Raw genomic sequence first — 12,471 nt, 5'->3', positions numbered from 1 at the left:
GGCATCCCGTACTCCGCACTCCCACCCCCGGGAATCCCCTGCGCCGGCGGTCCGAGTGCTGACGCCCAGCGCCCCCTTCCCTCCTCTCGCCGCTCCCCGCGCCGCCCGCCGCGCGCCGCTCGCGTCGGCACGCGCGCTGGCTCCTGGCGTCCGGCAACGGACCCCCGGGCACCGGGATCCGGAGCCCGCCGGCCCCCCAGCGGTGCAGCGCTCAAGCGTGCAGGCCGACGTCCCCGCACCCGCCGTTCCCCTCCGCCAGGTGGCCGGTACGGCCGGCGCTGCGAGCACGGCTGGCACAGCAGGGCCGGTGCCCCGACGAGCGGGGACCGTGCCGGCCGTCGCCCTGCACAAGCCGACCTCGGCTCCGGCACGAACACCGAACCCCTCGCGCACTCCTTCTCGTACGGTCCAGACCGCACCGGCTCGTACGGTCCCGGCCGCACCCGTACGTACGGTGGTCCAGACCGCACCCGCTCGTACGGTCCCGACCGCACCTGCGCGTACCGTCCGGACCGCACCGGCCGCCCCCGGCATTCCCGTGGTGCGGCACGCGCCCACCGCGACTGCTCCCGGCGCCCCGGCTCAGGCCGCGACTCCGGCCCGGCAGCCCCTCATGCCGGCCGCCCCACCCGGACGGTCGCTGCCGGGCACACCCCCCGGGCCCGCCCCGGCGGGAACCCCCCGTCCGATCCAGCGCGCAGCCAGTTCCTCCACGACCGCCCCCAAACCCCCAGCGCCCCCAGCACCCGCAGCACCCGTCGCGAAGAGCATCCCCAAGACCACCTCGAAGGCCACCGCGATCCCCCCGGCTGCCTCCACAGCTCCGACTGCCCCAACGCCCCGCACGTCCCCAACGACCTCAACGACCTCAACAGCCCCCATTACCCCAACCACCCCAACCACCCCAACCACTCCTTCCACAACAACCACCTCGTCCATCACCAACACCACCACCGACACCACCGACCCCGCCGCTCTGGACGCCCTGGCCCGCCGGTTGGTGGCCCCACTCTCACGGCTGCTCCGTGCCGAGTTGCGCGGCGACCGCGAGCGCATCGGCCGACTGCGCGATCACGGCCGCTGACCCGCCCCGTCCCCCCCGCCGGCCCCGCCCACCACCACTTCACCCGAAAGACCATCCACATGCCCCAGGCCCAGGACCCCGGCTCCACCGTCTTCTTCAAGCTGACCATCGACGGGCAGGACCTCGGCCTGTTCAACGGCTGCGACGGCCTGGCCTCCGAGGTGCAGGTGGAGCAGTGGCAGGAGGGCGGCAACAACGGCTTCGTCTGGCAGTTGCCCACCCGCGTGACGTTCTCCACGATCCGTCTCACCCGGCCCCTCACCGCCGACACCTCCCGTGTGGCCGCCTGGATCTCGTCCCTCGCCACCGGTATCAGCAGGCCCACCGCGCAGATCGCCGCCCTTCGCGCCGACGGCTCGGTCGTCGCGCAGTGGGGGCTGGTGGAGGTGCTGCCGGTGCGCTGGCAGGGGCCGAGCCTGGACCCGGCCAGCCCTGGCGTGGCGACCGAGACGCTGGAGATCGCGCACCACGGGTTCACCGACGCGGGAGGTGCCTGAGGTGGCCGCACCGACCGGCGGGAAAGCGGGCGCGAGCCTCGTACGGGCCGCCCTCGCGATCCATCAGCCCCCCACCGACCTCGGCGGCTCCATCGGCGGCCGCATCGGTGAGGTGGAGTTCCAGTTCAATCCGACCCAGTTGCAACTCGGGCGGGAGGCGGAGTGGCACACCCAGGCCGCGGTCGCCTATATGCGGGGGGCACCGCCCAAGTTCACCGGAACCCGGCCCGCCACGCTGCAGCTGGAGGTGTTCCTGGACGCCTCCGGCACGCCGAATTCCGGAAAGGTGCAGAAGCAGATCGAACTGCTGCTGTCCTGCTGCGAGGTGACGGCGCAGAGCGTCAATTCCAAACGGCCGTCCCCGCCTTGGGTCCGGTTCTCCTGGGGGTCGTTCAACACGGTGCAGTTCGTGGCGTATGTGACGAGCGTCAGCGCCACGTACACGCTCTTCAACCCCACCGGCGAGCCGATCCGCGCCACCTGCACGCTGTCCCTCACCGAAGTGGCGATGCCCACCAAGGGGCAGAACCCCACCTCCGGCGCGCTCTCCGCACGGCGTATCCACCGCACGGTCGCGGGTGACTCGCTCGCCTCGCTGGCCTGGCGGGAGTACGGGGACGCCACCCGTTGGCGGGTGATCGCGGAGGCCAACGACATCGACGATCCGATGCGGCTCCGGCCGGGCACGGAACTGCTGCTTCCCGCCGCCGACGAAGACCGTCCCGAAGACCGGTTCCCGAGCAGTCCCCCACACGGTCCCACCGGCCGCCCCACCGGTCACCCGACACCCCACGAGGCCGCCCGATGATCAGCGAGAAGATCCGATGAGTGAGAAGACGTACACCAGCGTCGTACACGCCGAGATCGGCGGCGCCCCGCTGCCCGACAAGCTCGCCGCCCTGCTCACCGCATGCTGGGTAGACGCGAGCGTCAATGTGCCGTCCGCCTTCCAGCTCACCTTCAGTGACACCGGATCGGACATCCTCAAGACCTTCCCGCAGCTGAAGGTCGGCGCGAAGGCGGTGCTGTCGCCGTTCACGGACGGGCAGCGCGGCACGCCCATGGTGACCGGCGAGGTCACCGCTCTCGAGGTGGACGCGGATGCCGGCGGCAAGTCGCTGGTCGTGCGGGGGTACGACCCGGGGCACCGGCTGTTGCGCAATCGCCGCGTCGCGGGCTACCCCAACATGACCGCCAGCGACATCGTGCGCCGTCTGGCCGGCCTCAACGGCCTCTCCCTCGGCAAGGTGGACGCCACCCGCACCGTCTACGAGCTGGCCACCCAGCCCAACATCACCGACTGGGACTTCCTGACCCGCCTCGCCCAGGAGAACGACGCCCATCTCTCCTTCGACCCGCAGGGCAGACTGCGGTTCGGCAAGCTCAGCCCGGCCGCGTCGGCGCCCGCCGACACCACACCGGCCGCGCAGAGCCCGTACGTCCTGGAGTTCGGCCACAACGCGCTGCACAGCCGCATCGCCGTCACCGCCGCCGGGCAGGTCGACAAGGCGGGCGCGCGCGGCTGGGACATGCGGGCCAAGCGTGCGCTGTCGGCTCAGTCCCCGGCCACGGCGAGCAAGGACATCGTCGCGGACATCGCGCCCGGGGCGCTCAGCAAGCCCTTCGGGGCAGCCGAACTGACCGCCACGGACACCCCGTTCACCACCCAGGCCCAGGTCACCCATGCCGCGCGTGCGCTCGCCGACGATGTGGCGGGCTCCTTCGCGGAGCTGGAGGTGGCGGTGACCGGCAATCCTCAGCTCAAGCCGGGGCAACCCGTCGCGCTCAAGGGCGCCGGCTTCCCCTTCGAGGGGAAGTACACCGCGACCGGCGTCCGCCATGTCTTCGAGTCCGGGCGGCAGTTCACCACCTGGTTGACCGTCTCGGGGCGGCAGTTCCGGTCGCTGTACGGGCTCGCGTCCGGTGGCGTGGATCCGGCGCCGCCCATGCCGGGCGTGGCCATTGCGCTGGTCAGCAATGCCAAGGACCCGCTGAAGCTGGGCCGGGTCAGGCTGCGCTTCCCCTGGCTGTCGGACACCTACGAGAGCGACTGGTGCCGGGTCGCGCAGCTGGGCGGCGTCCGAGGCGGCGGGCTGATCCTGCCGGAGGTCGGCGACGAGGTGCTGTGCGCCTTCGACCGGGGCTCGCTGGAGCATCCCTACGTCCTGGCCGGGCTGTACAACGGCATCGACAAGCCGACGCCCAGCACGGACGGGCTGCAGCCGGTGGACCCGACCAGCGGCCGGATCAACTGGCGCTCCCTCGCCTCGCGCAGCGGTCACACCGTCGAGCTCGTCGACGCCAAGTCCCGTATGAAGAGCGGCATCAGGCTGCAGACCGGCAACGGCAAGCTCACCGTCCACATGGACGAGACGCGCACCCAGGTCACCATCCGCAGCGACGGCTCCGTCTCCATCACGGGAACCCGGAACGTGAGCATCAGGGCGGGCGGCAACCTGTCGCTCACCGCAGGGGGGTCGCTGACGATGAGTGCCGGCGGGGCGGTCGACATCAAGGCGGGCGCGAAGTTCGGCGTCGCGGCAGGCGCCGTGGCGGACATCAACGCGACCGGTGCCATCAGCCTCAAGTCGGCCGGCGCGGTGGCCGTCAACTCGGTCGGCGCGGTCTCCGTCAGCGCGGTCGGCGCGGTGGCCGTCAACGCGGGCGCCGCGGCAGCCATCAACTCGCCGGCCACGGTCACCCTGAACGCACCGGCCGTCCTGCGCAACGGCATTCCTTTCTAGGAACTCGAGGAAGTTGAGGGCCATGCATTTCAAGGGGGTCACCGGAGATGAAGGGGGTCACCGGACATGAGTGAGCAGTTCGTCGGCGCGGGCTGGGCCTTTCCGCTGCGTACGGACGCGGGCGGCGGTATCGCGCTGGCCCGCCGCGAGCGCGAGGTCGAGGAGTCGATCCGGCTCGTTCTCGCCACCGCGCCCGGCGAGCGCCCGATGCGGCCGGAGTTCGGCTGCGCCGTCCACGACATGGTGTTCGCTCCGGTCAACGAGGCGACGGCCGGGCGCATCCGCTACGAGGTGCGGTCCTCTCTGGACCGTTGGGAGCCCCGTATCGAGGTCCAGGACGTCGAGGTCAGCCCGGCGCCGGACGATCCGTCCGTGCTCTTCATCGACGTGCGCTACAGCGTGCGCGGCACCAACAATCCGCGCAGCCTCGTCTTCCCCTTCTATGTGATCCCGTCCACGGAGTCCGGCTCCGACGCGTCCCTCGCCTCCACCGAAAGCGAAGCCTGATGGCCCTGCCCGCACCCCATCTCGACGACCGTCGCTTTCAGCAGTTCGTCGACGACGCCAAGCGTTACATCCAGCAGCGCTGCCCCGAGTGGACCGACCACAATGTCTCGGACCCCGGGGTGACCCTCATCGAGGCCGTCGCGCACATGGCCGACCAGATCGTCTACCGGCTCAACCGGGTGCCGGAGAAGAACCATCTGGCCTTCCTCGACCTGCTGGGCGTCACCCTCTTCCCGCCCTCCGCCGCCCGCGCCGACGTCACCTTCTGGCTCTCCGCCGCGCAGCCGGAGCCGGTCGTGCTGCCCGCCGGGACGGAGGTGGCCACCGGCCGGACCGAGACCGAGGAGTCGGTGGTCTTCGCCACCGAGGACGATCTGACCGTGGTGCCCTGCGAACTGGCCGCCGTACTGCGCCAGGGGGCGGGGACCACGCCCGAGGACCGCAGCCAGGACGTCTTCGCCGGCAGCGATGTGGCCGTTTTCGCGGCCGCCCCGCAGCCGGGCGACACCCTCTTGTTCGGGCTGTCGGCGGCGGTGCCACGGTGCGCGGCCGTACTGCTGCTGGACAGCCGGGTGGACGGCGTCGGCGTAGACCCGCGCCAGCCGCCGCTGCGCTGGGAGGCCTGGACCGCCGACGGATGGGCGGAGTGCGAGGTTTCGGAGGACTCCACCGGCGGCCTCAACCGGCCCGGTGAGGTCGTGCTGCACGTCCCGGCCGGGCACACGGTCTCCCGCGTCGGCAGGACGGACGCCGCGTGGCTGCGCTGCCGGGTCGTCGAGGCCGCGCCCGGCCAGCCGTTCTACAGCGCCTCGCCGACCGTGCGGGCCGCCTCCGCCTTCACCATCGGGGGAACGACAGCGGTCGTGCACGCCACCGTGGTCAAGGACGAGCCGCTCGGCGAGTCCGCGGGCGTGCCCGGCCAGCGGGTGCGGCTGGCGCACGCGCCCGTGGTCGCCGACCGCCCGCCGCTGCGGCTGGAGGTCTCGGACGGGGACGGCTGGCAGGAGTGGCGGGTCGTCCCCGACTTCGCGTCCTCCGGCCCGCAGGACCGGCACTTCACACTGGAGGAGGCGACCGGCGAGATCGCGTTCGGCCCTTCCGTGCGCCAACCCGACGGCACGGTACGGCAGTTCGGGGCGGTACCGGCCAAGGGCTCGGTGATGCGCGTCCCGTACTACCGCACCGGCGGCGGACGGTCCGGCAATGTGGCGCGCGGTGCGATTCAGGCGCTGCGCAGCTCGATCCCGTACGTGGCGCGGGTGGAGAACCGCGAGGCGGCGCGCGGCGGGGTCGACGGCGAGACGGTGCAGGAGGCGAAGGTCCGCGCACCGATCACGCTCCGGGCGCAGGAGCGGGCCGTGACCGCCCGCGACTACGAGGAACTGGCGCGGCGCGCGGCCCCCGAGGCCGCCCGGATCGCCTGTCTCGCGGTCGATCCCGCGGAGCGCTCGACGGCCGCCGTGAGCCCGGCGGGCGCCGGGGCCGGCCAGGCCGGGGGGACCGACCGGACCGGCGAGAACGCCGTCCGGGTGCTGGTCGTCCCCCAGGCCGTGCCCGACCGCGGCGGCCGGCTCCGCTTCGAACAGCTGGTGCCCGGTGAGGAACTCCTGGGCCGGGTCACGCAGTTCCTCGACGAGCGCCGGCCGGTGGGCACCCGCCTCGCGGTCGGCCCGCCCTTCTACCAGGGCGTCACGGTCGTCGCGACGCTGCACTCGTTCCGGGCTGCGAAGGCCGATCGTGTCCGCGCCGAGGCCTTGGACGCCCTCTACGCCTACCTCGACCCGCTGACCGGCGGAGCCCATGGCGACGGCTGGCCCTTCGGCCGTCCGCTGCGCTCCGGTGAGATCTTCGCGGCCCTGCAGCGCGTACCCGGAGTGGAACTCGTCGACGAGGTCCTCCTGCACCCCGCCGACCCGCTCACCGGCCGCCGGGGGGATGCCACCGACCGCATCGAGCTCGCCCGCTCCGCGCTCCTGTTCCCCTTCGACCACCGCGTCCGCGTGATCGAGGCCCGATGAGGGGCACACCCGCGGGGATGGCCTCCCCGCACCCACTGGGCGGGCAGCTCCCCGCGGTCTACGCCGACGACGACTTCGCCCAGCGCTTCGTCGAGGGACTCGATGTCGTGCTCGCCCCCCTCTTCAACGTGCTGGACTGCCTGGAGACCTACTTCACGCCCGCCCTCGCGCCCGAGGACTTCGTCGACTGGCTGACCACGTGGGTCGGCACCGAACTCGACGGGACGGAGCCGCTCGCCACCCGCCGTCGCGCCGTGGCCACGGCCGTCTCGCTGCACCGCGTGCGCGGCACCCGACGCGGCCTGTCGGAAGCCGTCCAACTGGCCTTCGGGGTAGCCCCGGAGATCATCGAGAGCGGCGGGGCGACCTGGTCCCGGCGTCCGCTCGGATCCTTCCCGGGCTCGCCGCACCCGGGGCTGCGGGTCACGCTGCGGCTCCGCGACCCCTCCGCCGTCGACCCGCACCGTCTGCACGCCGTCGTCGCGGCGGCCCGTCCCGCGCACCTCCCCTTCGCGGCCGAGGTGACCCACCTGCTCACCCCTGAAGGAACCTGATCCATGCCGACCGACCACACCCTCTGCCCCGACTGCGGCTCCCCCGCCCCCCAGACGGGCCAGTCCTTCTGCGACTCCTGCGGGGCCTTCCTGCGCTGGGACCGTCCGGCACCGCAGTCGCCCACGGCGGCCCCGGGGCGTCCGTCCGCCGCGGCCCCTCCGACCCCCACGGCTCCCGCCGCCGCGCACGCCCCGGAACCCGCCCCCGGCCAGAGCGCCCCGCACCACCCCGCACAGGCCGACTCCACCATGCCCGCCACGCCGCCCCCCGCCCCTCCCACTCCCCCCACCGCTCCTGCTCCTCCTCACCCTCCCGCTCGCGCCACCGGGGACGGCACCCACGCGGCCGCCGCACCACAGCAGGGCGCCGGTGCGGCCCCGACCGTCCCGCTCCCGTCCAGCACCGCGAACGACGGGGACGTGGGCCGGTCCCCGTCCAGGCCGGACAGCCAGGACGGCCCGGCCGCTCCCCGTCCGGCCGGCGAAGGGGGCGTCTCCGAAACCGGCATCCGCGCCCTTCTGGTCCCCGTACCGGGCTCCTCCCCCACTCCGCCTCCCGAGGCACCGGGCAGCGTGCTGCCGGGCCGTCCCGATGTGTCCCGGCCCCGGGTCCGTACCCCGCAGGCGACCCCCGAGCACGGCGCACCGTGCCCGACCTGTGGAGCGCTCAACGGGCCACGCCGGCACTTCTGCCGGAGCTGTGCCAGCCTCCTCGTCGACACCGCGCCCGAGGTCGCCGAAGGCCCTTACGCCGGCGAGCGGCCTCGGCTGAACCGCGACCGCACCCGGTGGATCACCCGGGCGGTGGTGGCGGCGGTGATCGCTGCCGTCGTGGTCGGGGGGATCATCGGGGGGCCGCCCGCCGCACAAGCCGTACAGGACCACTTCGCCAAGCGCGTCCCGGTACCCGCCGCCACCTGGAAGGCCTCGCACTCCGGCCCCAAGCACGATGCGAAGCTCGCGTTCGACAGCTACTCCAACACCTGGTGGGGGACGGGCTATTCGGGCAACTCCGACGGCCAGTACCTGGAGGCCGGATTCGGCCAGCCCACCGACCTGCTGAACATCCTGATCACCCCCGGGGCCTCCGCACGCACCCCGCAGGCCACCGACCCGGCCCGTCCGCGCGAGTTCGACCTGATCGTGACCGACTCCGCGGGCAAGCAGCACGTCTCGCACCCCCGGATCAATGACGGCGGGGCACAGAAGATCGATGTGGCTGTACGGGATGCGCTGACCGTACGGCTGGTGCTGCACACCGCGTACGGCGCGACGGACACCAGGCAAGTGGCCATCGCCGAGCTGGAGTTCTTCGGCCGGTCGGCCCGATAGCCGGCGGGAGATGGACACCGGCTGCGGCAGGTGTCCGTCCAGACGGCGGGCGGCCCCCGGCCGCTGAGCGGAGCCGGGGGCCGCCCGTCGTCCGGGACGGTCGGCCGTCGTCAGCCGGGGCCATGCGGGAGGGCGAAGGCCCTCACCGTTTTGCCGTCGTGCTGGTAGACGACCTTGGGCGTGGCATCGGCCTGCGCCGCAGGCTTCGGGTAGGTCAGCGTGTACGTCCCGTTCGGGTCCAGCCGGCTCTGCACCGGGCCGGGCTTGTCCTCGTTCATGACACCCGTGACGCCGTGCTCGGGATCCTTGACGGTCGCGGTGCCGGTGTTGCCGTCCAGCGTGAGGGTTTCGCCGCTGTCGGCCTTGACCTCCTTGACGTAGTCCGTGGGCATGGCGAACGCCGCGCCGGCCGGTACGGCGAGGGCGGCACCGGTCACCGCGACGGCGAGGGCGGCACGCAGCCCGTTGCGCTTGGCGCGCGGGGCGTCCGACATGGCTTGCTTGGGCATGGCTGCTCCTTCACAGATGGGCATTCGGTACGGAGGGCGCCGAAAAGCACCCATGCCCGGCACGCTAGGCAGCGCCCGTTTCAGCCGTCCCAAGATCCTGTATCAGGCGTATCGCGATCGTTCGTCGGCCCCGTCTCACCGACCGGAGACCGGCTCCACCTGGCGTTCTTCCCGTGCGCCCGCCGAGGCCTTCGGGCTGCGCGAGGTGCCGCTCCCGGGCACCGGCTCGGAGGCGTCGGCGCCCAGGGCGACGATCCGGTTGTCCGCATCGACATGTACGACCTTCGGACGCAGCGCGCGGGCCTCCGCATCGTCCACCTGGGCATAGCTGATCAGGATGACCAGATCCCCCGGGTGCACCAGATGCGCCGCCGCCCCGTTGATCCCGATGACACCCGAGCCCCGCTCGCCCTCGATGACATAGGTCTCCAGACGGGCCCCGTTGTCGATGTCGACGATATGGACCAGCTCGCCGGGCAACAGGTCGGCGGCCTCCATCAGCGCGGCGTCGATCGTCACCGACCCCACATAGTGCAGATCGGCCTCCGTCACCGTGGCTCGATGGATCTTGGACTTGAACATCGTGCGCATCATCGAGGTACTCCTGGATCTAGGCTCCCTGCCTGCGCTTTTGCAGGTCAAGGGCGGTTTCCCTACCCTACGGCGAGTCGCGTCCCCGGGCAGCACTCCCCAGCTTCCTCAGGGCTCATGCTGACCACTTGCCGACTCTCCTGACGCATCGCCAGGCAGGACCGGGAGGGCTGCGCCGCCCCATCCACTCCCCTACCGCGACGACACAGCCAGCCTACGCAACGCTCCCCGGAGACTCTCTGTGATCGCCGTCACTGCGGCATCCAGTGGCGAGCCCCCCGTACGGTCAACTCCGGCCGACGGCTCGACGGAGCACCCGCCACGGAGGGCAGCCGCAGCCGGCGTACGGCCTGTCCGGCGGGTCACGCCTGGGACGCGGTGGTCTGGCACGCCCATCTGCGGCGTGTCGTCTGGTGAGGGGAGAATGAGTGGCATGGCCATGGTGGAAGACATCGATGTTCGCGGTATGCAGCACTGCGAGACGACGACGCTGGGCGCGCTGCTGCGGCATGAAGGGCTCGACTTGTCCGAGCCCATGCTGTTCGGGCTCGGCTCCGGGCTGTCCTTCATCTACTGGGACAGCAAAGGCATGGTCCTGCCCTTCCTGGGAGGCCGGGTCAAACCGTTCGAGCTCACGAGGAACCTGACCGCCGCACTCGGACTTGAGCTGCTGGTCGAGGAGACCACCTCCCCGCGCAAGGCATGGCAGAACGTGGCGACACGCATCGACGCCGGTCGGCCGGTCGGCCTTCAGCTCGACAGCTATCACCTGGACTACTTCAGCACCAAGGTGCACTTCGGTGGGCACGTCGTGGCGATGTACGGCTACGACGAACAGAACGCCTATCTGGTGGACACCGTCCCGCAGGGCGGAGCCGTCGCCACCAGCCTCGCCGGCCTGGCCAGGGCCAGGGCCGAGCGTGGCCCCATGACCGCCAGGCACCGCTCCTTCACCATCACGGTGCCCAGCAGCCCGACGTCACCGCAGGACCGGATCATCCCCGCGATCAAGAACTGCGCCACCGCCTTCCTGAACCCGCCCATCGCGAACCTGGGCCACCGGGGCATCGAGAAGGCCGCCAAGCAAGTGCCGAAGTGGCTGCAGCGCAGCGACACTCCGCAGGAGGACCTGCCACGGGCCGCCGTCCTCATGGAGAGGGCCGGCACCGGCGGCGCCCTGTTCCGCAATCTCTACCGGGACTTCCTATCCGAGTGTGCCCAGCTGATCGACAGCAGCCACCTGCGCACCGGCCACCGCCTGTATACCGAGGCCGCCACCCTCTGGACACAGGTGGCCGCACTCATCGCAACAGCAGGCCGATCCGGCGACGCGAAGCACCTCATGCAGGCCGGCTCCATCCTCCATGAGCTCTCGCGCATCGAACGCGAGGCGATGCAGGCACTCAGCATGCTCTAAAGGGCCTGTCCGGCGGGTCGTGTGCGGAGCCAGAGCCGGACCGAGGCAAAGGTGACGGTGCCATGGAAGACAGCGCGCCGAACTCGCCTGGGGTGGGAACGAGTTCTGCGAACCGAAACCGATCCGACGCTGCGCGATCTCCGCACGGCTCTTCTTGCTCCTGCTCGGGCAAAGGACCGTTGATGAGAGTTGATGAGAGACGACTACGGCTTGCTTTCGGTGTCCGCGACGATGGCCAATCGGCCAACAAGTCGGCGGCCCGCGTGGGCGAGTTCGGGCGGGTGGAGGTCGGTGAGTTCGGTATCGAAGGTGGCGAGGATCCCGGCGATGCCGGCCCAGGACCAGGCACCGAGGGTGAGGCGGCAGTGCTCGCTGTCGAGGTGTTCGACGACCGAGCCGCTTGGTGCCCAGCGGTCGACGATGCCGGCCGGCAAGTCGAGTCGGGCTTTGCCGGTGCACTGCCAGGCGGCGGGGGTGTCGCCGACGTGACGAGTTTGCTGGCGCCCGGCGACAGCCGCCGCTGACTCGGGCGGCGGCCGGGACGCGGGCGTCGTTGAGGACCAGTGATCGATCTCGGTGAACTCCCAGACGTCGGTGCTGAAGCGGAAGCCGTCGAAGCCGAGCGCGGCGAGCGCGGCGAGCGCGGCTCTGGCGCCGGTCAGGTGAACCGCCGCCGAGTGGATTCGTCGGCCGGTAGGAAGGTCTCCAGGCGCAGACCCTCCAGGGCGGCGTCGGCGGGAGTGGTCAGCTGCGCCGAGGTGCTGAAGAAGCGCAGCGGGCCGCCCTTGCCCGCGGCGATTTCCAGGGCGAGGACCGGGCTGGCGGTCGGCGCGATCTGGTGGGTGCCGGCGAGATGCCTCCCGGCCTCCTCGACCAAGGCGAGGTGGCGCGGGTCGTGGGTGCGCTCGGCCCGGTGGACAAGCTGGTGGTGAAGGTGCGACGCCCACTCGGCGAAGTTGTTGATCCGCGGCGCCAGCCCGTTCGGGTGCAGGCACAGCCGGATGACATTGATCGGGGGTTCCAGCAGTTCCGGCGCGCACCCCTCCAGCAGCGCGTCGACGCCGGCGTTGGAATCGACGACGTCCCAGTAGTCGTCCAGCAGCAGCGCTGGGTAGGGCACGTGCGCGTCGAGCAGCTGTCGCAGCCCCTCCATGACGACGGTGACCGACGCGTCGTCCAGGCCGCGGTCCCGGTAGTGCGGCGCGTATCCGCCCGCCA

General features: G+C 71.8%; 12 protein-coding genes. 8 read left to right on the top strand and 4 right to left on the bottom strand.

The genetic code is table 11. The annotated features are described in order from the left end of the window. Positions 1-1,143 precede the first annotated feature (1,143 nt). From AC0680_RS19440 to AC0680_RS19410, 7 genes are all read left to right on the top strand, one after another. Positions 1,144-1,581: a phage tail protein gene (locus AC0680_RS19440; RefSeq protein WP_362923098.1), complete on the top strand. Its 438-nt coding sequence runs from the start codon at positions 1,144-1,146 to the stop codon at positions 1,579-1,581. Position 1,582: 1 nt separating this feature from the next. Further along, positions 1,583-2,389, top strand: coding sequence for a CIS tube protein (locus AC0680_RS19435; protein ID WP_478630161.1), 807 nt, complete (start codon positions 1,583-1,585; stop codon positions 2,387-2,389). 16 nt (positions 2,390-2,405) lie between these two features. After that, positions 2,406-4,325: a VgrG-related protein gene (locus AC0680_RS19430; protein WP_478630159.1), complete on the top strand. Its 1,920-nt coding sequence runs from the start codon at positions 2,406-2,408 to the stop codon at positions 4,323-4,325. A 66-nt stretch (positions 4,326-4,391) separates the two neighbouring features. Further along, positions 4,392-4,832 (top strand): GPW/gp25 family protein, encoded by a 441-nt coding sequence (locus AC0680_RS19425; protein ID WP_478630156.1) that lies wholly within the window; start codon positions 4,392-4,394, stop codon positions 4,830-4,832. After that, complete coding sequence (locus AC0680_RS19420; RefSeq protein ID WP_478630155.1) at positions 4,832-6,850, top strand: putative baseplate assembly protein; 2,019 nt, start codon at positions 4,832-4,834, stop codon at positions 6,848-6,850. Before AC0680_RS19425 ends, AC0680_RS19420 begins: the two co-directional genes overlap by 1 nt. Beyond that, entirely contained in the window at positions 6,847-7,404 is a 558-nt protein-coding gene (locus AC0680_RS19415) for a phage tail protein (protein ID WP_478630153.1), read from the top strand. Before AC0680_RS19420 ends, AC0680_RS19415 begins: the two co-directional genes overlap by 4 nt. Positions 7,405-7,407: 3 nt before the next feature. Continuing rightward, complete coding sequence (locus AC0680_RS19410; RefSeq protein WP_478630151.1) at positions 7,408-8,736, top strand: NADase-type glycan-binding domain-containing protein; 1,329 nt, start codon at positions 7,408-7,410, stop codon at positions 8,734-8,736. A 110-nt stretch (positions 8,737-8,846) separates the two neighbouring features. Here AC0680_RS19410 and AC0680_RS19405 read toward each other — a convergent pair whose 3' ends face one another. Together AC0680_RS19405 and panD are read right to left on the bottom strand one after the other, a co-directional pair. Further along, the gene (locus tag AC0680_RS19405) at positions 8,847-9,245 is read right to left on the bottom strand and encodes a hypothetical protein (protein ID WP_478630149.1); all 399 of its coding nucleotides are present in this window, start codon (positions 9,243-9,245) and stop codon (positions 8,847-8,849) included. 135 nt (positions 9,246-9,380) lie between these two features. After that, positions 9,381-9,839, bottom strand: coding sequence for an aspartate 1-decarboxylase (gene panD, locus AC0680_RS19400; protein WP_478630146.1), 459 nt, complete (start codon positions 9,837-9,839; stop codon positions 9,381-9,383). Between the two features lie 430 nt (positions 9,840-10,269). Here panD and AC0680_RS19395 point away from each other — a divergent pair, with 430 nt between their 5' ends. Further along, on the top strand, positions 10,270-11,253 hold the full coding sequence (locus tag AC0680_RS19395) for a BtrH N-terminal domain-containing protein (protein WP_478630144.1): 984 nt from the start codon (positions 10,270-10,272) through the stop codon (positions 11,251-11,253). Positions 11,254-11,456: 203 nt separating this feature from the next. On the opposite strand, the gene AC0680_RS19390 is transcribed toward AC0680_RS19395, so the two are convergent. Both AC0680_RS19390 and AC0680_RS19385 read right to left on the bottom strand, forming a co-directional pair. Then, complete coding sequence (locus AC0680_RS19390) at positions 11,457-11,687, bottom strand: WYL domain-containing protein (RefSeq protein WP_478630142.1); 231 nt, start codon at positions 11,685-11,687, stop codon at positions 11,457-11,459. 224 nt (positions 11,688-11,911) lie between these two features. After that, on the bottom strand, positions 11,912-12,471 hold a 560-nt coding region (locus AC0680_RS19385), incomplete at its 5' end, for an MmyB family transcriptional regulator (protein WP_478630139.1).

Source organism: Streptomyces sp. NPDC043738 (assembly GCF_056436545.1).
The sequence above is the reverse complement of the archived record's forward strand: the minus strand, read 5'-3'. Positions and strand labels throughout refer to the sequence as shown.

Bases quoted from the DNA above. Each gene is read 5' to 3' on its own strand.
- AC0680_RS19440 (WP_362923098.1), top strand. From the start codon at position 1,144: ATGCCCCAGGCCCAGGACCCCGGCTCCACCGTCTTCTTCAAGCTGACC.
- AC0680_RS19430 (WP_478630159.1), top strand. From the start codon at position 2,406: ATGAGTGAGAAGACGTACACCAGCGTCGTACACGCCGAGATCGGCGGC.
- AC0680_RS19425 (WP_478630156.1), top strand. From the start codon at position 4,392: ATGAGTGAGCAGTTCGTCGGCGCGGGCTGGGCCTTTCCGCTGCGTACG.
- AC0680_RS19420 (WP_478630155.1), top strand. From the start codon at position 4,832: ATGGCCCTGCCCGCACCCCATCTCGACGACCGTCGCTTTCAGCAGTTC.
- AC0680_RS19415 (WP_478630153.1), top strand. From the start codon at position 6,847: ATGAGGGGCACACCCGCGGGGATGGCCTCCCCGCACCCACTGGGCGGG.
- AC0680_RS19410 (WP_478630151.1), top strand. From the start codon at position 7,408: ATGCCGACCGACCACACCCTCTGCCCCGACTGCGGCTCCCCCGCCCCC.
- AC0680_RS19405 (WP_478630149.1), bottom strand. From the start codon at position 9,245: ATGCCCAAGCAAGCCATGTCGGACGCCCCGCGCGCCAAGCGCAACGGG.
- panD (WP_478630146.1), bottom strand. From the start codon at position 9,839: ATGATGCGCACGATGTTCAAGTCCAAGATCCATCGAGCCACGGTGACG.
- AC0680_RS19395 (WP_478630144.1), top strand. From the start codon at position 10,270: ATGGCCATGGTGGAAGACATCGATGTTCGCGGTATGCAGCACTGCGAG.